This window comes from Bacillus basilensis (genome assembly GCF_050630465.1).
Taxonomy (GTDB): domain Bacteria; phylum Bacillota; class Bacilli; order Bacillales; family Bacillaceae_G; genus Bacillus_A; species Bacillus_A basilensis.
The window spans coordinates 489645-511658 of the sequence record NZ_JBNTQO010000002.1 but is presented as its reverse complement, the minus strand read 5'-3'; the positions used below and the strand labels follow the sequence as shown (position 1 = coordinate 511658).

19 protein-coding genes are annotated in these 22014 nt (G+C 37.3%); all 19 read right to left on the bottom strand.

The window, feature by feature from the left end; translation table 11 throughout:
• Positions 1–51: 51 nt before the first annotated feature.
• Positions 52–651, bottom strand: a complete 600-nt coding sequence (gene dpaB, locus ACQVV1_RS06110) for a dipicolinate synthase subunit B (RefSeq protein WP_098555003.1) — start codon at positions 649–651, stop codon at positions 52–54.
• Positions 648–1550, bottom strand: coding sequence for a dipicolinic acid synthetase subunit A (gene dpaA / locus ACQVV1_RS06105; protein WP_063221113.1), 903 nt, complete (start codon positions 1548–1550; stop codon positions 648–650). Before dpaA ends, dpaB begins: the two co-directional genes overlap by 4 nt.
• 274 nt (positions 1551–1824) lie before the next feature.
• On the bottom strand, positions 1825–2076 hold the full coding sequence (locus tag ACQVV1_RS06100) for a YlmC/YmxH family sporulation protein (RefSeq protein ID WP_063221114.1): 252 nt from the start codon (positions 2074–2076) through the stop codon (positions 1825–1827).
• A gap of 126 nt (positions 2077–2202) precedes the next feature.
• Positions 2203–3444: a M16 family metallopeptidase gene (locus tag ACQVV1_RS06095; protein WP_063221115.1), complete on the bottom strand. Its 1242-nt coding sequence runs from the start codon at positions 3442–3444 to the stop codon at positions 2203–2205.
• Positions 3445–3530: 86 nt separating this feature from the next.
• On the bottom strand, positions 3531–4430 hold the full coding sequence (locus ACQVV1_RS06090) for a polysaccharide deacetylase family protein (protein ID WP_063221116.1): 900 nt from the start codon (positions 4428–4430) through the stop codon (positions 3531–3533).
• Positions 4431–4580: 150 nt separating this feature from the next.
• Positions 4581–6719, bottom strand: a complete 2139-nt coding sequence (gene pnp, locus ACQVV1_RS06085; RefSeq protein WP_063221117.1) for a polyribonucleotide nucleotidyltransferase — start codon at positions 6717–6719, stop codon at positions 4581–4583.
• A 160-nt stretch (positions 6720–6879) separates the two neighbouring features.
• On the bottom strand, positions 6880–7149 hold the full coding sequence (rpsO, locus tag ACQVV1_RS06080) for a 30S ribosomal protein S15 (protein ID WP_001229392.1): 270 nt from the start codon (positions 7147–7149) through the stop codon (positions 6880–6882).
• 100 nt (positions 7150–7249) lie between these two features.
• A complete protein-coding gene (ribF, locus tag ACQVV1_RS06075; protein WP_242252009.1) occupies positions 7250–8221 on the bottom strand; it encodes a bifunctional riboflavin kinase/FAD synthetase in 972 nt (323 codons plus the stop codon).
• Between the two features lie 43 nt (positions 8222–8264).
• Positions 8265–9188 (bottom strand): tRNA pseudouridine(55) synthase TruB, encoded by a 924-nt coding sequence (gene truB, locus ACQVV1_RS06070; protein ID WP_242252011.1) that lies wholly within the window; start codon positions 9186–9188, stop codon positions 8265–8267.
• 86 nt (positions 9189–9274) lie between these two features.
• Entirely contained in the window at positions 9275–9631 is a 357-nt protein-coding gene (gene rbfA, locus ACQVV1_RS06065) for a 30S ribosome-binding factor RbfA (RefSeq protein ID WP_000776443.1), read from the bottom strand.
• 15 nt (positions 9632–9646) lie between these two features.
• Positions 9647–9928 (bottom strand): DUF503 domain-containing protein, encoded by a 282-nt coding sequence (locus tag ACQVV1_RS06060; protein ID WP_000582364.1) that lies wholly within the window; start codon positions 9926–9928, stop codon positions 9647–9649.
• Positions 9925–11985, bottom strand: a complete 2061-nt coding sequence (gene infB, locus ACQVV1_RS06055; RefSeq protein ID WP_063221120.1) for a translation initiation factor IF-2 — start codon at positions 11983–11985, stop codon at positions 9925–9927. Before infB ends, ACQVV1_RS06060 begins: the two co-directional genes overlap by 4 nt.
• A gap of 4 nt (positions 11986–11989) precedes the next feature.
• Positions 11990–12301, bottom strand: coding sequence for a YlxQ family RNA-binding protein (locus ACQVV1_RS06050; protein ID WP_001286522.1), 312 nt, complete (start codon positions 12299–12301; stop codon positions 11990–11992).
• A complete protein-coding gene (gene rnpM, locus ACQVV1_RS06045; protein WP_000071125.1) occupies positions 12302–12574 on the bottom strand; it encodes an RNase P modulator RnpM in 273 nt (90 codons plus the stop codon).
• An 11-nt stretch (positions 12575–12585) separates the two neighbouring features.
• The gene (gene nusA, locus ACQVV1_RS06040) at positions 12586–13692 is read right to left on the bottom strand and encodes a transcription termination factor NusA (RefSeq protein WP_000102598.1); all 1107 of its coding nucleotides are present in this window, start codon (positions 13690–13692) and stop codon (positions 12586–12588) included.
• Between the two features lie 17 nt (positions 13693–13709).
• Positions 13710–14180 (bottom strand): ribosome maturation factor RimP, encoded by a 471-nt coding sequence (rimP, locus tag ACQVV1_RS06035; RefSeq protein WP_000359096.1) that lies wholly within the window; start codon positions 14178–14180, stop codon positions 13710–13712.
• Between the two features lie 333 nt (positions 14181–14513).
• Positions 14514–18815 carry a PolC-type DNA polymerase III gene (locus ACQVV1_RS06030; RefSeq protein WP_431168690.1) on the bottom strand — a complete coding sequence of 1434 codons (4302 nt, stop codon included), beginning with the start codon at positions 18813–18815 and terminating at the stop codon, positions 14514–14516.
• A 124-nt stretch (positions 18816–18939) separates the two neighbouring features.
• A complete protein-coding gene (locus tag ACQVV1_RS06025; RefSeq protein WP_309259249.1) occupies positions 18940–20640 on the bottom strand; it encodes a proline--tRNA ligase in 1701 nt (566 codons plus the stop codon).
• Between the two features lie 109 nt (positions 20641–20749).
• Positions 20750–22006, bottom strand: coding sequence for an RIP metalloprotease RseP (gene rseP, locus ACQVV1_RS06020; protein WP_063221123.1), 1257 nt, complete (start codon positions 22004–22006; stop codon positions 20750–20752).
• Between the last annotated feature and the right edge of the window lie 8 nt (positions 22007–22014).

The window sequence follows — 22014 nt, the reverse complement described above, 5'->3', positions numbered from 1 at the left end:
CTACAGTAAGAATGATGGTTTCATCAAAAATTGTCCGTTTTTTTTCGTTTTTTAATTCATATATCTGAATTTTTCTACGACAACCGGTTGCAATTGCTTACCTTGCAGCGCTTCTAATACTGTATCTTCCAGTAACTCCATACGAGCTACCATCGAGTTTGGTTTTTTCTCTGGTGCATCTTGACCGAATGGGACGAAATAGATGTTTTTTGTCGCCATTAGGCGCATCAGATTTACTCCATTAAGTCCTAAAGCATCATTCGTCGAAACAGCCAATACGACAGGCTTGCCATTTCTTAGCGTCGCTTTCGCTGCCATTAATACCGGAGAGTCTGTCATTGCATTTGCAAATTTACTCATAGAATTTCCTGTTAATGGTGCAATTACCATACAATCTAGTGGGATTTTAGGTCCTAATGGTTCCGCACCAACGATTGAATTAATCGCTTTAAATCCTGTTACTTCTTCAATCTTTTTAATCCACTCTGCTCCCTCACCAAATCTCGTATTTGTTGATTGAACAGTGTAAGAAACAATGGGACGTACTTCTGCTCCCTCAGCAATTAATTTTTCTAAATGAGGCATTACTTCTTCGTACGTACAATGTGAACCCGTAAAACCAAATCCTATTCTTTTCCCTTTTAAATTCATTCCCCATTCTCCTTTCTTGCTATTACTTCTTCTGCCAGTAACTGAGAAAGAACGTTCGCTAAAATTTGTCCTGCTGTTTTTGGTGCAACAATACCGGGTAATCCTGGTGCTAATAGCGCTTTGACTCCTCTTTTTTCCGCATATCTAAAGTCGGTACCGCCTGGTTTAGAAGCTAAATCAATTACTAACGTATGAGCTGGCATTTTTGAAATGACATTCGCTGTCACAACGAGATGCGGAATTGTATTAATGACAATATCGATAGTCCCTACTTCTTTCTCAATGTCCTGCATATGAAAAGGAGAAAACATCATTTCTGTAATACGTGCAATATGTTCCGATCGTCTTGCTCCAACTTTGACATGGGCTCCTAATGATTGAAACGCTCTGGCAACACTCATCCCTGTTCTACCAAACCCTAAAACCATTACATTGGAACCATGAATTGTATAGTCGGTATGTTGAATTACCATCATTAATGTACCTTCTACAGTTGGAATAGAATTGTAGATTGCCACATCATCACGATCAAATAATTTAATAAGTTTGCGGTTTGTAGTAGATACGAGATTTTCCAAGTAAGGCGTACCAATACCTGAATATATAGTAAAATGTTCTGGTGTATTTTCAATTTGTTCTTTCGTTATAGAAACTTTTTCGTTTGAAAAAATAGTATCTACTTCTCCCTTGGCATTTGTACCTGCAACTGGCAAAATAATTGCATCTAAAGAAGTGAAATCTAAATTTTGTATACTTTCTTTTGCTGCCCCTGTGAAGCCATGATCTAACTGATCAAACCCTATCAATGAAAGTTTCGCATCCAATTCAACTAGCTTACGGATTACTTCTAGCTGTCTTGCATCTCCTCCTATGACAGCAATATGCATCTCAGTCAACATTCCCTAATTCACCTTCTTTTTCTTTCATTTATAAGAAAAGTGCCTACTTTTTCTTTTTCCTCCACATCATATGTAATGTACGAGTTTTAGGTGATTGAAAAACAAAAAGCACCCATCATTTATCCCGCTATTTGTATGCAGGAAGGCCCCCACCTCAAAATTCGATATATGAGAGAACTTTATGCTGGATTTTGATTTCCAGGAAAACATCGATTCATGCATGCTTTTACTCAGTGTAAAATGAACAAAAAAAGATGACCAAAATGGCCATCTTTCACTTCGAATTTAGACGATCTGTAATATCACAAAGGATCATATCATGCCCGACTTTCTTAATTTGGCTCCACGCTACTCTTACTTCTTGTGGTTCCTTTTTAAAACCTCCCCATTTCCCAGCAGGTATGATAAGAGCCTCTATTTGACCATCCTTCTCATCAATCTCTAAATCCACATAACCTAAAACTCCCATTTTTTCTGCTCTTTCTAGATTTACAATCTCTTTACCACTTAATTCACTTAATCGCATATACTCTCCCCCTACCGAAATTATTCATTTAAGTTATCCATAATTAGTACCTATTCTGTATATCCCCAAAAAATAACCGTATCTCATTTAAAAGAGATACGGTTATTTTTACATCATACAAAGCAATTATAGTTTTATTCCTTTTGGAAGTTTTCCATCTGGACTAATTAATGCTGCAGAGAATTCATCTGTAAACATGTTACGAATTAGCTCATCTACATTTTCTTTTGTTACAGTGTTTACACTTTCAATAATCTCATCAAGTGAACGATGCTTACGAAGTAGCAATTCATTTTTACCATTACGGCTCATGCGACTATTTGTACTTTCTAAACTTAACATTAAGTTTCCTTTTAATTGCTCTTTACTATTAACAAGCTCTTTTTCTGTAATACCTGTATTTTTCAATGTTTCTAGTGTTTCTTGCATTGTTTCATACAGTGTATCTAATTGTTGGCTACCTGTTCCACCATACAGTGTTAACATACCTGTATCTTCATAAGAAGAATGGTAAGAAAATACTGAGTAGGCTAACCCGCGTTGCTCACGTACTTCTTGGAATAAACGACTACTCATACTGCCGCCTAAAACGTTATTTAATACAATTAAGTTATAAATATCTTCGTGTCCCATTTGTAAGCCTTTATATCCTAAACATAAATGAGCTTGTTCTGTTTCCTTTTTACGTGCTACCTTATTAAAATGGAAAATTGGGCTATGTACTTGTTCACGGTTTGTTGTTCCTTCGTAACTACCGAAATATTGCTCTACCGTTTGTAAGAAGGCTTCATCAATATTTCCTGCAACTGAAACAACTACATTTTCAGGTGTGTAATGATCTTTTATATATTGGCGTAGCGTATCACCTGTAAACGTATTAAGCGTTTCTTCTGTTCCTAAAATAGGATATCCAAGCGGATGCGTTTCATATGTTGCTTTCGTTAACATATCATGCACAATATCATCTGGAGCATCTTCGTACATTTTAATTTCTTCACATACGACATTCTTTTCTTTTTTCAGTTCTTCCTCATCAAATGTTGAATTAAAGAACATATCTGCTAATACATCTAAAGCATATTTAGCATGCTCATCTAGCACTTTTGCATAGTAACAAGTATATTCTTTTGAAGTAAAAGCATTCACTTGCCCACCAATGCTATCAAATGATTCTGCAATTTCGCGTGCACTACGTGTTTCCGTCCCTTTAAAGAACATATGCTCTAAAAAGTGAGAAATCCCGTTATTTTTTTCATTTTCATTTCTTGATCCCGCATGGATCCAAATACCAATCGCAACCGATCTTACAGTTGGTATATTCTCCATAACTATTCTTACACCATTTTTACAAGTATATTTTTTAATCAAAAACTTTCCTCCTACTGCCAGTTTCTCTAAATAAATGCTATTATTTAATGATAACAAGTTTAAGGATGAATGTCATGCAAATGTATTTAATCCACACGTTTTTCATCCAGTAATTCTGTTATATTCCCTACTTTATATCCTTGTTCCTTCAATTTTGTAATCATTGTATCTAATGCTTCTGATGTAGATGACGTAGGATGCATTAATACGATAGCACCTGGATGTATTTTTCTCATTACTCTCTGCAATAGTACATCTGGCTCTGGTCGCTTCCAATCGATTGTATCGACAGTCCACATAATCGTTCCCATTTGGTAATCATCTGCAATTTTCACGACTTCATCCCGAAAACTTCCACTCGGCGGTGCAAACCATCTCACCTTTTGATTCGTAGCTGCTTCGATCATCCGATTTGTTTTTTGTAACTGATCTCGTATTTCATCAGACGATAGCGTTTTCATATTCGGATGTGTGTAAGAATGATTTCCGACTTCTTGCTTTGCATCGACAATCATTTTTGCGAATCGCAAATTTTCTTTCACCCAACGTCCTTCCAAAAAGAACGTCGCCTTCACATCATGTTTTTTCAATATCTCTAATATACGAGGCAAATACTCGTTTCCCCATGCCACATTGATTGTTAATCCTACCATTTTTTTATTTGGATGTCCCCTATAAATTGGTGCTGGTGCTAAATCTTCTAAGTGGACACTCGGTGATACTTCCTTGAATTCAAGATGTTTTTGATTAAATCCCTTTAGTTTCTTCATATTATTATAGGATGCTTCAATATCAACTTGTCTCCCATTATATCCCGGTGTTGCTTTCCATATCTTATCAATCATCGCATTTTGAGGTGCAATCTCATATTGTTTTGCATGCTTTTGAATTTCTTCATACAAGTTATCTTGTGCAAAAACGGAATAAGAGCCTACACTAATATATAAAAAGAATATACATATGTATGCCAATATACGAGCTTTCATATAAACCCTCCCATTAACTATATAAAAACATTTTTCTTCTTATCTTTGTTAATTTGAGCGTTATAATGAAAACTATACCTATACTGACATAAAAATATATATAAATCATATTTTTTACATAACAAAAAAGCCAGTTAAACTGGCTTTTACTTATTGCTGCTCTTGTTTGTTTTCTTCTTTAGCAGCTTCTTTTTCTTGCTCTTCTTTTAGCAATACTTTTCTAGATAGATTCACACGACCTTGCTTGTCAATCTCGATAACTTTAACTGTAATCACATCACCGATTTTCACAACGTCTTCTACTTTACCTACACGCTCTAGTGCAAGTTCAGAAATGTGAACTAATCCATCTTTACCGCTGAATAATTCAACGAAAGCACCGAATTTCTCAACACGTTTCACTTTTCCTTCGTAGATTTCACCTACTTGTACTTCGCGAACGATATCTTCGATAATTTTCTTAGCTTTGTCATTCATTTCTTGATTTATTGAAGAAATGAATACTGTACCATCTTGCTCGATGTCAATTTTAACGCCAGTTTCTTCAATAATTTTATTGATTTGTTTACCGCTCGGTCCGATAACGTCACGGATTTTATCTGGATTAATTGTCATTGTAATAATCTTTGGAGCGTACGCTGATAATTCAGTACGTGGCTCTCCAATAACAGATAACATATGATTTAGAATGTGCACACGACCAACTTTCGCTTGTTGTAATGCCTCTTCTAAAATTTCACGAGATAGACCATCGATTTTAATGTCCATTTGTAGTGCAGTTACACCTTGCGCTGTACCTGCTACTTTAAAGTCCATATCACCTAGATGATCTTCCATACCTTGAATATCAGATAAAATTGTGTAATGCTCACCAGTTTTAACTAGACCCATTGCAATACCTGCAACTGGAGCTTTAAGTGGAACACCAGCATCCATCATTGCTAAAGTACTACCACAAATACTTGCTTGTGAAGTAGAACCATTTGATTCTAAAACTTCAGATACAAGACGTACTGTATATGGGAAATCTTTTTCAGATGGAATTACAGGCTCAAGAGCACGTTCTCCTAGTGCACCGTGACCAATTTCACGACGACCTGGTCCACGCATCGGTCTTGTTTCACCAACACTAAATGATGGGAAATTGTAATGGTGCATAAAGCGTTTTGATTCTTCCACACCAAGACCATCTAAAATTTGCACATCGCCTAATGCACCTAATGTACAAATACTTAATGCTTGTGTTTGTCCACGAGTGAATAGACCAGAACCGTGAGTACGAGATAAAATGCCAACCTCTGATGCTAATGGACGAATTTCGTCACCTTTACGGCCATCTGGGCGGATTTTTTCAACTGTAATAAGACGACGTACTTCTTCTTTTACAATTTTATATAAAATCTCACTTACTTGTCCTAATGTATCAGCGTCAGCTTCCTGCGCTTCGTAATGCTCAATTACACGCTTTTTCACTTCATTAATTGCATTTTCACGTGCATGTTTCTCATGTACTTGAATTGCAGAATGCATATCCTTCTCAGCCATTTCACGTACAGCTTGGTTAAGATCAGCGTCAACTTCATAAAGTTTCACTTCTGATTTCTCTTTACCTACAGCTTGTACAATCTCTTCTTGGAATGCAATTAGACGTTTAATTTCGTCATGACCAAACATAATTGCTTCTAACATTGTTTCTTCAGGCACTTGATCTGCTCCTGCTTCAACCATGTTAATTGCATCTTTCGTACCAGCTACAACAAGGTGAATATCACTTTGTTCTTGCTGTTCTACCGTTGGGTTGATAACGAATTCGCCGTTAATACGACCAACTGTTGCACCCGCGATTGGACCTTCAAATGGAATATCTGAAATCGATAACGCTAATGAAGAACCAAGCATTGCTGCCATTTCAGAAGAACAATCTTGATCAACACTCATTACAATGCTGACAACTTGTACTTCGTTACGGAAACCATCTGCGAAAAGTGGACGAATTGGACGGTCGATTAAACGACTTGCCAAAATTGCTTTTTCACTTGGACGACCTTCACGTTTAATGAAACCGCCAGGAATTTTTCCGACTGCATATAAACGCTCTTCATAGTTTACTGTAAGTGGGAAGAAATCTACATTTTTTGCTTCTTTTGATGCAGTTGCTGTAGATAGAACCGCTGTATCGCCATATCTTACTAATACTGCTCCGTTTGCTTGCTTCGCAAGCTGACCTGTTTCAACTGTTAGCTGACGACCAGCTAAATCTATCGAGAAGACTTGCTTTTCTTGACTCATTTAAGTACCCCTCTCAATTTAAAGTATTCAATTCTTCTATGTAAATGGATAGTATATCACAATATTCTACCTCTAGTATTACCGAAAATGAAGTAAGCTATAAAGAGTAGAAGATATATTTTTACCTAACAAAAAAGCGGGAATATTCCCGCTTCTTTGACTATCGACGTAAGCCAAGCTTTGTGATTAATTCACGGTAACGTGTGATATCGCTATTACGAAGGTAAGTTAGTAAGTTACGACGTTTACCAACCATCTTTAATAGACCACGACGTGAATGATGATCTTTCTTGTGAGTACGTAAGTGCTCGTTTAGAGTGTTAATTTGCTCCGTTAGGACAGCAATTTGAACCTCTGGAGAACCAGTATCAGTCTCATGAGTTCTAAATTGTGCAATGATTTCATTTTTACGCTCTTGTGTTAAAGCCATCCTATTTCACCTCCTATTAATTAAACCCCCAATTACCTAGCAAGCGTCGGTGAGTCGCAATGCCAAGCAATGGTTGTCATAAAGTACATAACATAGAATACTACTTTTCATTTGAAAAAGCAAGTATATTCTTTTCGTTCGCAAAATATTCTTGTGCTGTTTTCTTATCTTTTGCGATTTGTTCAACTAACTCATCAATGCCATTGAATTTCTTCTCTTCTCTTATACGCATATGCCACTCTACCGTAACATTTTGATCATATATGTCGTTGTTAAATTCAAATAAATGCACCTCAATAGATAATTGACGCTCATCTTCTTTAAACGTTGGTTTATATCCAATATTACATACACCGTCGTACCATTCACCGTGAACTTTTAATCTCACTGCATAAACACCTACAGGTGGTAATAGATACTCATCACTTAAACCTACATTAGCTGTCGGAAAACCAATTTGACGTCCACGTTTATCACCGTGTACAACCGTTCCCCCTACTGTATATGCTCTACCTAAAATAGATGGAATTTGTTCCATTTCGCCATTTCGAATTAATTTTCGTAATGCTGTAGAACTTACTTTCTCTTCTTGAAATTCAACTTTTTCAATCACAGTCTGTGTAAACTCCCCTCTTGCATGAAATGGTAAAGTCTCCATCTTTCCTTTTCCTAAACGTCCATATGAATAATCAAATCCTGCTACTACATGCTTTACATTTAAACCAATAATATAATCATCTACAAATTGTTGTGGCAATAAGCCTGCAAATGATTCTTCAAATTTAACAACATATAATATATCGATACCTAGGTTTTCGACTATTTTTTCTTTATCACACATTGGTGTAATATACTCGGCATGCGCTTCTTTTTTACCTAAAACAACAGATGGATGCGGGTAAAATGTCATAACTGCACTTTTATATCCTCGTTCATCCGCTATTTTTTTCGCAGTTCGAATCACACATTGATGCCCTAAATGAATGCCATCAAAAAATCCCAATGCCATTACAGTAGGTGGCAATTCTAATTTATTTTGTTCATGTGGATGAGTTAAATGAATAAGTTTCACGCTTGAATTCACCTTTTTCTGTAATAATCCTTCCAATAATTCATTATAGCTTTAGTTCTTGATTATTCACAAGTACTTTCATCGGCTTTAGCATACCAGGGTGTTTTGGATGGTGCTCATAAATTGCAAGACAGCGATCATTTTTATCAAACACTGTTATAAATGGCGCTGTTATTTGCAATTCATTTTTTAAAAACATACCATTCTTTATTTTCTCTGCTTGCTTTTCATCTACAACCATTTTCGGGAACTTACTTAATGCTTCATCAATTGAAATGAAGATAGACTCTACTGTTCCATTTTGCACGTTTTCTTCAATTTCTTCAAATGATATGCAATCTTCTAATATAAATTCACCAGAAGCCGTTCTTACAAGGTGAGACATATGTGATGGAAAACCAAGTTTTTCACCAATCATTACTGCTAGCGTTCTTACATATGTTCCTTTACTACACGTTACACGGAAACGGAATGAAATATTTTCTCCTTCAAATACTTCTCTATCGTCTAATAATACAAATTCATGAATTGTAATTGTACGAACTGGACGTTCAACCTCTTGTCCTGCTCTTGCATATTCATATAATTTTTTTCCGTTAACTTTTACAGCCGAAAACATCGGAGGCATTTGCTCAATCGTACCTGTTAATGCCGCAAGAACCTCTTCCACTTCCTTACGAGTAATAACACGATCTATATGTTTCGTTTCCACAACTTCACCAGAAGCATCTTCAGTTGTTGTTGAAAAACCTAATGTCACTTCGCCTTCATATGTTTTCGTTTCACTTGTTAAAAATTGTGCAATTTTCGTTGCTCGTCCAACACAAATAGGTAATACTCCTGTTACATCTGGATCTAATGTTCCTGTATGACCAATTCGTTTCTCACGCAATATCTTTCTTAGTTTAAATACACAATCATGTGATGTCATGCCTTTTGGTTTATGTAATAATACTACACCTTCCATATATGTTCACCTCATCATATTTCTTTCATAATAAATATCCAAAACTTATTTTGCATTGAAAAAATGGATAGACAATTGTCTATCCATTATTCTTCACGTTTACCTTCTTTATTAATTTCATGTAAAAGTGTATCAATTCGATGACCGTACCCAATAGACTCATCAAATTCAAAGGAAATTTCTGGTGTTTTACGAAGACGAATACGTTGGCCAATTTCTGAACGAATGAAGCCTTTTGCCTTCGCTAAACCTTTTAATGTACTTTCTTTCTGTTCTTCGTCACCTAAAACAGAAATATATACTGTAGCAATTTGTAAATCTCCACTCACTTGTACATCTGTTACTGTAACAAATCCAACACGTGGATCTTTAATTTTACGACTGATAATGTCGCCTAATTCTTTTTTCATTTGCTCGCCTACACGGTTTGCACGTAATTTCATAACTCTTCACCTCATTCAGTACCATTCCAATTGTGTTATCGTACGTTCAATTTCAGGAAATGAATCGATGTACTCAAGTACACGATTCATTTCTTTTTCACAAATAACACGATTTGAGGATACGGAAACAATTGCAATTTCTGTACGTTGCCATACATCTTGATGCCCTACTTCTGAAACAGCAACGTTATAACGTTGCTTCACACGAGTTAGCACCCTTTGCAAAATTGCTCGTTTCTCTTTTAAAGAATGCACATCGTAAATCATACACTCGAATGAGAGTGAAGCGATAATCATCGCTTCACTTCTTCCATAATGTACGCTTCAATGATGTCCCCTTCTTTAAGATCATTATATCTCTCAATTGTAATACCACACTCATAGTTTTGTGCAACTTCTTTTACGTCGTCTTTGAAACGTTTTAACGTATCAAGTTGACCTTCGAAAATTACTATACCATCACGGATAATACGAACGCCACTATCACGTGTAATTTTACCGTCTATTACGTAACAACCTGCGATTGTTCCCACTTTTGTTACCTTGAATGTTTGACGAACTTCCGCTTGACCGATTACTTTTTCTTCGAATTCTGGATCAAGCATACCTTGCATTGCTAATTCAATTTCTTCGATTACTTTATAGATAATGCGGTGTAAGCGAACATCAACGTTCTCTAATTCAGCTGTACGCTTCGCGTTCACATCTGGACGTACGTTAAATCCAATTACAATTGCATTAGATGCAGAAGCTAAAATAATATCAGATTCTGTAATCGCACCTACACCAGTGTGAATGATTTTAACTTTTACGCCTTCAACATCAATTTTACGAAGTGATGCTGCCATCGCTTCAACAGAACCTTGTACATCTGCTTTTACAATTAAGTTGATTTCTTTTACATCGCTCTCTTGGATTTGTTGGAATAAATCTTCAAGGCTTAATTTAGATTTCTCACCACGTTGTGCAACTAACGCTTCTTGTGCACGTGATTCACCGATTTGACGAGCTTTCTTCTCATCAGCGAATGCCATGAAACGATCTCCAGCCTGTGGTACTTCATTTAAACCTGTAATTTCAACAGGAGTTGATGGACCAGCAACTTTTACACGACGACCAATATCACTTACCATTGCACGAACACGTCCGAATGAAGTTCCAACAACAATTGGATCTCCAACTCGAAGTGTACCGTTTTGAACAAGTAACGTCGCGATAGTTCCTTTACCTTTATCAAGTTGTGCTTCAATTACAGTACCAGTTGCATAGCGATTTGGATTTGCTTTATATTCTTCTACTTCACTTACAAGAAGAATCATTTCTAGTAAGTTGTCAATTCCTTCACCTTGAATTGCAGAAATTGGTACGAAGATTGTATCTCCACCCCATGCTTCTGGAACTAATTCATATTCTGTTAATTCTTGCATTACGCGATCAGGATTTGCCGCTGGTTTATCCATTTTATTCACAGCAACAATAATTGGTACTCCCGCTGCTTTCGCATGGCTAATCGCTTCAACTGTTTGTGGCATAACGCCGTCATCAGCTGCAACAACAAGGATTGTAATATCCGTTACTTGCGCACCACGAGCACGCATCGTTGTAAATGCCGCGTGACCAGGTGTATCTAAGAATGTAATCTTCTTATCATTTACTTCAACTTGGTATGCACCAATATGCTGAGTAATTCCACCTGCTTCGCCTGCAGTTACTTTTGAGTTACGGATAGAGTCAAGTAATGTTGTTTTACCATGGTCAACGTGTCCCATGATTGTAACTACAGCTGGACGTTCTTTTAAGTTCTCTTCATCATCTTGCTCATCGATGAATGTTTCAAATTCAGTTTCACTTACAACTACTTCTTCTTCTACTTCAATACCGTAATCAGTAGCAATTAACTCAATTGTATCTTTATCTAAATCTTGGTTAATTGTTGCCATAATTCCAAGCATGAAGAGCTTCTTAATAATTTCAGATGGCTCTTTGCTTAATTTTTTAGCAAGCTCGCCTACAGTAAGGCTTCCAGAGAAAGTAATTTTATCTGGTGTTTCTACTATTTGCGTTTGTTGTCTTCCAGCAAAGTTATCCTGACGTTTGTCTTCATTTCCTTTGCCTTTTTTCTTTTTCTTATTGCTGTTCTTTTTACTACGAACAACTTTTTCTTCTACTTCAAACTCATCTGCAACAGAAGGTTTTTCAGTTTGGTATTCATTATCTAATTTGTTTACTACTTCATCTTCTAACATTGTCATATGATTCGAAACCTCGATATTCATCTCTTTAAGTTTTGTCATAAGATCTTTACTTGAGATATTATTTTTTTTTGCATATTCATGTACTCGAATTTTACTCATACCTTCACCCCCGGTAATTTGTATCGAGCATGCTACGTAGCTTTTTCGCAAAGCCTTCATCTAACACAGCTACAACGACTCGCTCGTCTCTCCCAATCGCATGCCCTAATTGTTGTCGATTTTCGACTTTTTTCATTGGTACATTGTAGTACGTCGTTTTATCAGTGATACGTTTAGTAGTGTTCGCTGACGCATCTTCAGAAAGCAATACGAGCTTTGCTTTACCACTTCGTACTTCTTTTAAAACGAGTTCTTCACCCGAAATGATTTTTCGAGCGCGATTTGCTAGTCCTAAAAACGATTTCCAATCGGACACTTATTTCGACTCCTTCTCAACAAGCTCGAGAAGCTCTTCGTACAGAGAACTGTCGATTTTCGCTTTTAGATGATGTTCCAAAATGTTTTTCTTTTGGGCTTGCATAATGCATTCTTTATCTTTTGACAAATATGCACCTCGTCCTGATTTTTTTCCAGATAAATCAATAGACACTTCGCCTTCTTTGGAACGAACAATGCGAACGAGCTCTCGTTTTGATTTCATCTCTTGCGTCGCAATACATTTTCGTAACGGAACTTTTCGATTGCTCATACTCATCACCTCTATTCGATTTCGTCTTCAACTGAATCGAATCCGAATGCGATTACGCTATCTTCTTCTGTCACAATTCCAAGTTGTTTCGCATCAGACTCACTTTTAATATCAATTTTCCAACCTGTTAATTTAGCTGCAAGACGCGCATTTTGTCCACGCTTACCAATTGCTAATGACAGCTGGTGGTCTGGAACAACAACAGTTGTTGCTTTTTCATCTTCATCTACAAGTACTTTAACAACTTGTGATGGGCTTAAAGCATTTGCAACATATTCAACTGGATCATTTGACCAGCGAACGATGTCAATCTTTTCACCTTTTAGTTCATCTACAACGCGTTGTACACGTTGTCCTTTCGGTCCTACACAAGAACCCACTGGATCAACATCAATGTTTTCTGCATGCACAGAGATTTTAGAACGATCTCCTGCTTCGCGCGCTACAGAGCGGATTTCTACAGTTCCATCATAAATTTCTGGAACTTCCATTTCGAATAAACGTTTTAAAAGACCAGGATGTGTACGTGATACGTAAATTTGTGGTCCTTTTGTTGTCTTTTCTACTTTTGTAATAAATACGCGAATACGATCATGTGGCTTATATTGCTCATTCGGCATTTGCTCACTCACAGGTAATAAAGCTTCTACTTTGCCTAAGCTTACGTAGATGAAACGAGCATCTTGGCGTTGTACAATACCAACCATAATGTCTTCTTCACGATCACTAAATTCTGAGTAAATAACACCACGTTCTGCTTCACGAACTCGTTGTGTTACAACTTGTTTTGCAGTTTGCGCTGCAATACGACCAAAATCTTTTGGCGTTACTTCAATTTCTAGTACGTCGCCATCTTGGTAGTTTGGATTAATTTGTCTTGCCTCTTCTACAGAGATTTCAAGACGTGGATCAAACACATTATCAACAACGTCCTTACGTGCTAAAACTTGGATTGTTCCCACTTCTGGGTTAAAGCTCACACGAACGTTTTGTGCTTGGTTAAAATTGCGTTTATAAGCAGAGATTAACGCTGCTTCAATCGCATCAATAATAATATCTTTGCTAATTCCTTTTTCTGACTCTAATACGAGCAAGGCATCTAACAACTCAGTGCTCATGAAGATCCCCCTTCTAACTAAAACGTAACAGCAAGTCGCGCATTTGCAACTTTGTCCATTGAAATTTGGATTTCTTTTTTACGTGTTTTAATTGTTAATAATAGTGTAATTGTAGTACCATCGTAGGAAAGTAGCTTTCCTTCAAACATCTTTTCACCATCAATCGGCTCATATGTTTTAATTGCCACTTGTTTTCCTACCGCTTGCTGGAAGTCTTTCTCTTTCTTTAATGGGCGTTCCGCTCCAGGAGATGATACATCCAAAAAGTAAAGATGAGGAATTGGATCCTCTTTATCTAAAGCTTCGCTTAAACGTTCACTTACCGCACCGCATTCTTCAATGTCGACTCCCTTTTCAGAATCGATGAATACGCGTAAGAACCAGTCTTGTCCTTCTTTCACATACTCTACATCTACAAGTTCAAGATTTAACTCTTCAACGATTGGCTGTGCAAATGCTTCTACAACTTCTGTGACTTTCTTATCCATAAACAGCCTCCTTCCTGCCGCCATGTACCATTTACAAGAAAAGACCCCGTCCACAGAACGGTCTATCTTATTCTTTCTCGTTAGCTAACAAAAGCCCCTGCCGGTTAAGCAGGGAATATCTGTCTTAGTATTACCAAATTTAAGAAGTAAAACTTGTAACAAAATATGTATATACGACAGAAATTTCTTACCTCTCTACATCAATAAAATGTAGATAGTAACACGAAAGAGTGGGTTTCCCCACTCTTTTTTTCACACAATATACATGACATGGTTATCTCGGTTAATAGTATACCATAGCAAATATTGATTTGCAAAGACTTTTCCTACCTATTAGAACAGGGATAACTGGTTTTGATCCGGCAAATCTCCTAAACAACCTTGACTATCTAAATACTCAATAATTGTTTTCGAAACCTTACTGCGCTGCTGCAAGTCTTCTTTTGATAAGAAGTCTCCATTTTTGCGCGCTTCTACAATGCTTAAAGCTGCGTTTGTACCAAGACCAGGCACGGCATTAAATGGCGGTATTAATGAGTCTCCATCAATAATAAAGTCTGTTGCATGCGAGCGATACAAATCAACCTTTTGGAATGAGTATCCACGCTCACACATTTCAAGTGTCATTTCTAGTACCGTTAATAAACTCTTCTCTTTCGGCGCTGCATCCAAACCTTTTTGCGCAATTTCATCAATTCTTACACGTATAGATGCTGAACCTTTCGCCATTGCCTCCACGTCAAAGTCATCTGCACGAACCGTAAAGTATGCCGCATAGAACAGAAGCGCGAAATGCACTTTAAAGTATGCGATACGTACGGCCATAAGTACGTAAGCAGCCGCATGGGCTTTAGGGAACATGTACTTGATTTTCTTACATGAATCAATATACCAACCTGGGACGTTATTACTTTTCATGTCCTCTTCCCATTCTTCTGGTACACCTTTACCTTTACGTACCGATTCCATGATTTTGAAGGCTAATGATGGATCTAAACCTTGATAGATTAAATAAACCATGATGTCATCACGACAACCGATAACTTCACTCAGCGTACATGTACCGTTATAAATTAACTCGTTTGCATTACCAAGCCATACGTCCGTACCATGTGATAATCCAGAAATTTGGACTAACTCTGAGAATGTCGTAGGTTTCGTCTCTTCTAACATCTGCCTTACGAATTTCGTACCAAACTCCGGTATACCAAGTGTACCTGTTTTACAGTTAATTTGTTCTTCCGTTACACCTAACGATTCTGGTCCGGAGAAAATTTTCATTACTTCTGGATCGTCCGTTGGGATTGTTTTCGGATCAATACCACTTAAATCTTGTAACATGCGAATAACAGTCGGATCATCGTGTCCTAGTATATCAAGTTTCAATAAATTATCATGAATCGAGTGGAAATCAAAGTGTGTTGTTCTCCACTCAGCTCCTATTGAATCTGCTGGAAACTGTATTGGTGAAAAATCAAAGATGTCCATGTAATCTGGCACAACGATAATACCACCTGGATGCTGTCCAGTTGTACGTTTTACACCTGTACATCCTGCTACTAAGCGGTCAATCTCTGCATTTCGAATCGTTAAATTATGATCATTTGCATAACCTTTTACATATCCATAAGCAGTTTTTTCCGCAACTGTACCAATCGTCCCAGCACGATATACATAATCTTCACCGAACAGTACTTTCGTATAGTTATGGGCACGTGGTTGGTATTCCCCGGAGAAGTTCAAATCGATATCGGGTACCTTATCTCCTTTAAATCCAAGGAACGTTTCGAACGGAATATCATGTCCGTCTTTCACATACGGAATATTACATGTCGGACATTCTTTGTCTGGTAAGTCGAAACCAGAACCTACCGAACCGTCATTAAAGAACTCGGATTGCTTACAATTCGGACATACATAATGTGGTGGTAATGGATTTACTTCTGTAATTTCCATCATCGTTGCAACGAATGATGAACCTACCGATCCACGCGAACCTACTAGATAACCGTCTACTAATGATTTTTTTACGAGTTTATGTGAAATTAAATAAATTACGGCAAATCCATGCCCAATAATACTTTTCAATTCTTTTTCTAAACGCGCTTCTACAATTTCAGGTAACTCTTCACCATAAATGCTACGGGCCATTTTATAACTCATATCACGTGTTTCATCATCCGCACCTTCAATTTTCGGTGTATATAGATCATCTTTTACTGGATGAACATCGCCAATTAATGATGCAACCTTTTGCGTATTCGTTACAACAATTTCTTTCGCTGTATCTTCACCTAAAAATGAGAAACACTCTAGCATTTCATCCGTTGTACGAAAATGTACAGGCGGTAATGAATGTCGGTTTAACGGGTTTGCTCCGCCCTGTGAACTAACTAAAATTTTACGATACATTGCATCTTCTGGATCTAAGTAATGCACGTTCCCTGTAGCGACAACTGGTTTATCTAACGTCTCACCTAATTTTACTAAGTTAGAGATAATTGTTTTTAATTGCCCCTCATCTCGAACAAGTTCACGCTCTACTAAATGACGCAACACCTCTGGAGGCATTACTTCAATGTAATCATAGAACTGTGCAATTTCTTCTACCTCTTCAGGAGCTTTTTGCATCATCGCCTCAAACACTTCACCTTTATCACAAGCCGTTCCTACTAAAATTCCTTCACGATATTTTTTTAATAGTGATCTCGGTACACGTGGTACACGGTAAAAGTAATTCAGGTGAGAATATGAAACAAGTTTATATAAATTTTTCAATCCAACATCTGATGTAGCAAGTAATGTCATATGACTTGGACGTCCGCGCTTATACGCATCTCCTTGTCCCATGCTATCGTTTAATTGATCATGGTATTCAAATCCTTTTTCAATTACATCTTTTAACATTTTCACTAGTAAATATCCCGTTGCTTCTGTATCATAAATCGCACGGTGATGCTGCGTTAATTCAATATCAAGCTTTTTACACATCGTATTTAATCGATGATTTTTCATTTCCGGGAATAAGAATCGTGCAAGTTCTAACGTATCAATAACTGGGTTATTCGTTTTTTCTAGTCCAGCCTTTTTAAAACCTACGTTAATAAAGCCCATATCAAAGCTCGCGTTATGGGCAACAAGTGTATGGTCGCCCATCCATTCTTCAAACTTTTTAAACACTTCGTCTACTTCTGGTGCATCCGTTAACATATCATCTGTAATACCCGTTAATTCAATAATCGTCGCTGATAATGGTTGATGTGGATTTGCGAAAGATTCAAAGCGATCAATGATTTCGCCACCCTTTACTTTTACGGCAGCCAACTCAATGACTGTATCGTATACAGCTGATAAACCTGTCGTCTCAACGTCGAAAACAACATACGTTTCCTCTGCAAGTAAACGATGCGCTTCGTTATACGCTATTGGTACACCGTCATTAACTAAATTCGCTTCTACACCGTATATAACTTTAACTCCAGCCTTTTTCCCCGCAGAATATGCTTCCGGGAACGACTGAGCCACAGCATGGTCTGTAATCGCAATAGCCTCATGTCCCCATTTACCTGCTTGGGCAACAAGTCTAGAAACAGGAGTAACAGCATCCATTTGGCTCATCGGAGTATGAAGATGAAGTTCTACTCGTTTTTCACCTTCTGGCGCTTTATCTTTACGAGACGGTCCTGTTATTTCATTAATATCATTTGCAATCATTACTAAATCTCGAACGAATGTATCATTTTGGACAGAACCACGAGCCTTCACCCACATTCCTTTTTTCAAGGATTGTAGCATTGGAATATCTTCTTTATCACGTGAGAACATTTTAATCATAATAGAATCTGTATAATCCGTTATTTTTAAAGTTAATAACGTACGCCCACTACGAAGCTCTTTTGTCTCCACATGGAAGACATATCCTTGAACCGTTTTTCTTCTTTCTTCATCTTGAATTTCTCGCATCGGTGTAATCTCTTCATCTGGCTTAATAAGATAGCCGAGTGTGATCGGTCCTTCATGCACAACGCTGCTTTCTTCAGCTTGCTTCTTCGCCATTTCTTCCATAGCTTGTATAACACGCTCACGGTCTTCTTGCTGCGTTTGCTCACGAAACTTTTGCATTTCTTCTGTATTTTGCTGTATATGTGTGTCTAACTGGAAACGCGGGAATCCAAAAGCTTCGTATTGATCCCCTACTGGTTTCGCAACGTTTTTCTTTAAAGCAGTAGATTCTAGATCATTATTCACATTTATTAGCAACTTCACTCCATTCACCTGTGGAAGCTGTTTCTTTAAGTAAGCAAACATAGGTGAAAATGTAATTCGTTCCGTACAAAGCGGCCAATACGCCCTCACTTCTTCTTCTGTAAATTGTTTATTCTCTGTTTCTAATGCAAATGTTGTGCTTGCAATATGAGAAAATGATTGCTTAATCTTTGTTTCTAGCAATTCATATAATTCTGTAGGCAAAATACGTGGCACTTGTAAATCAAAATGCCAACTTTTATTCGTTTTATCGATAACGAGCCTTTCAATACCACCGCCTTGTAAATATTGATTTATAAGGTCGTCTGGTATTTGCAACTGCTGGAGCAAAATTTGAAATCGCTCTTGTTGTTCATTTGTTAAAGACATAAGCACTCTCCTTCCATTTGCTATTATAAATTGAAACGTACTACAAAGAAAGATTTCTCCCTTCTTCTTTTACAAAATACGTTTACAAAGAAAGAGAAGGTACCCCATTACGAGGTACCTCTTCTTATTTTAAAATATTAGCAATATATGTTTGAAGTTCTTCTACTTTTACTTCTTCAGACTCGCCTGTAGCACGTACTTTCACTTCTACAATACCTTCGTCTGCTTTTTTACCAACTGTAACGCGAACTGGAAGGCCGAATAAATCTGCATCTGCAAATTTAACACCTGCACGTTCTGCACGATCATCTAGTAATACTTCATATCCTTGCTCTTGTAATGAGTTATAGATGTTTTCACCCATTTCACGTTGTGCATCAGATTTCATATTTACTGGAATTACATGCACATGGAACGGTGCAACAGCTTTCGGCCAAACTAAACCGTTCTCATCGTTAAACTGCTCTGCAATTGCTGCCACTGTACGAGATACACCAATGCCGTAACAACCCATAATAAGTGGTTGTGTTTTTCCATTTTCATCTAGGAATGTTGCGTTCATTGCTTCACTATAACGAGTTCCTAATTTGAATACATGACCAACTTCAATTCCACGTGCGAAAAGAATTGTTCCGTTTCCGTCTGGAGATTGGTCTCCTTCTTGAATGAAGCGTAAATCTGTATATTGACTTACTTTAAAGTCACGTTCTGGATTTACATTTACATAATGGAATCCTTCTTCGTTCGCTCCTGAACATCCGTTAACAATTGATGCTACAGCGTGATCAGCAATAATTTCGATATCACCTGCTACACCAATCGGTCCTAATGAACCAACTTCACAATTTAATAATTCTTTTACTTCTTCATGAGAAGCAAGCTCAACAACTGAAGCGCCGTATACATTTTTCACTTTCACATCGTTTACTTCGTGATCACCACGAACAAGTACAACTACTAATTTCTCATCTACTTTAAATACCATAGACTTAATGCACTTGTCAGCTGCAATGTTTAAGAATGTAGATACTTCTTCAATTGCTTTTTGGTCTGGTGTCGCTACTTTTTCAAGTGCTTTCTCTTCTTCGTCACTCTTCGTATACGTAGCTACAACAGGAGCCATTTCGATGTTCGCTGCATAATTAGATGTATCAGAGTATGCAATTGTATCTTCACCAACATCAGATAATACCATAAATTCATGTGTATCTTTTCCGCCCATTGCTCCAGAATCAGCAATAACCGCACGGAAATTCAAACCACAACGAGCAAAAATGTTAGAGTATGCTTTGTATAAGCGATCGTATACTTCATCTAAGCTCTCTTGTGTAGCATGGAAAGAGTATGCATCTTTCATTAGAAACTCTCTTCCACGTAATAAACCGAAACGAGGTCTTTGCTCATCACGGAATTTTGTTTGAATTTGGTATAATGTTAACGGCAATTTTTTATATGATTTCACTTCATCACGCACAAGATCCGTAATTACTTCCTCATGTGTCGCCCCTAATGCGAATTCACGAGCGTTACGATCTTTCATACGCATTAATTCAGATCCGTAAGAATACCAACGACCTGACTCTTGCCATAATTCTGCAGCTTGCATTGCTGGCATTAATAATTCTACCGCGCCTGCGCGTTCCATTTCTTCTCGCACGATTCGTTCTACTTTGTGTAGTACTTTTAATCCAAATGGTAGAAAACTATAAATACCAGAAGCATTTTGACGCATAAAACCTGCGCGAAGTAATAACTGATGACTCTTAATCTCCGCATCAGCTGGAACTTCACGTAATGTAGGACTGAATACCATACTTTGTTTCATTTATTCGCACCTCTTCATTTTACTCTTACACGCAGTAAAACCCCTCACCTCGAGTTAGGTGAGGGATTTTATTCTACGGGCTTTATTTCATTATAAGTTTCACTTTATTTTACAAGAAAAACTTACGAATGTCATTCCAAGTTACAACTAACATAAGTAACATTAATAATGCAAAACCAATAAAGTGAACCATTCCTTCTTTTTGACGGTCAATTGGTTTCCCGCGCAATGCTTCAATTAAGAAGAAGAACAAACGTCCACCGTCTAAAGCTGGAACTGGTAATAAATTAAATAAACCAAGGTTAATACTTAATACTGCTGCTAAACTTAATACACGCGTAAATCCATAATCTACAACTTGATCTGTTAGATTATAAATTCCTACTGGACCTGACAACTCATTAATAGAAAATTGACCAGTTACTAATTTCACAAGAGACTCAAAAATTAGTTTCGTCCATTGGTATGTTTGTTCAAAACCTGATTTAATAGAACCCATTACTGTTTTCTCTACTGGAGAGTAAACACCAATTCTACCAACTTCTTCTTTACCTTCTTTATCGAGCGTTGGCGTTACTTTCACATTAAACTGTTCACTATCACGCTTTACTTGTAATGTAATCTCTTTATTCGGGTTTTCACGTACAATGGTAACAACATCTTTCCATGTGCTTGTGTTTTTCCCATCAATTGCTTGAATTGTATCATTTTCTTTTAATCCAGCTTGCTCTGCAGCACTATTCTCCATTACTTTTCCGACCATTGGCTTGTCAATAGGAACCCCTTGTACAAATCCAAGAATCACAAAAATAACAAAAGCTAAAATGAAGTTCATTGCAGGACCCGCAAAGATCGTTAAAGCACGTTGACCCAATTTCTTAGAGCCAAACTGCCTATTATACGGAGCAATTTGAATTTCTTCACCAGCAGTAATGATACGAGCCTTTTCATTCACTCGGAATGTTTGCAACTCTTCCTCATACTCTTCATAGCCCGAAATTGTTAGATTATGTTCTAAATCAGCTTGTTCGACTTCAATGACACGAACATTTGGATACTTTTCATATCCATCAAAAACTAATTTTGCAACTTCGTCTTTTTCATTTAATACAAGGCCAACCTTTTTCCCTGGCTTTAACTCCACTGTGTCTGCATCCTCGCCAGCCATTCTTACATAGCCACCAAGAGGCAGTAATCGAATCGTATACACCGTTTCATTCTTTTCAAATGAGAATATTTTCGGACCAAAACCAATCGCAAACTCGCGGCATAAAATACCTGCTCTTTTTGCGAAATATAGATGCCCTAGCTCATGGAAAAATACGAGTGCACCGAAAATTAATATAAAGGCAATCGCTGTATTCAATTCCATAA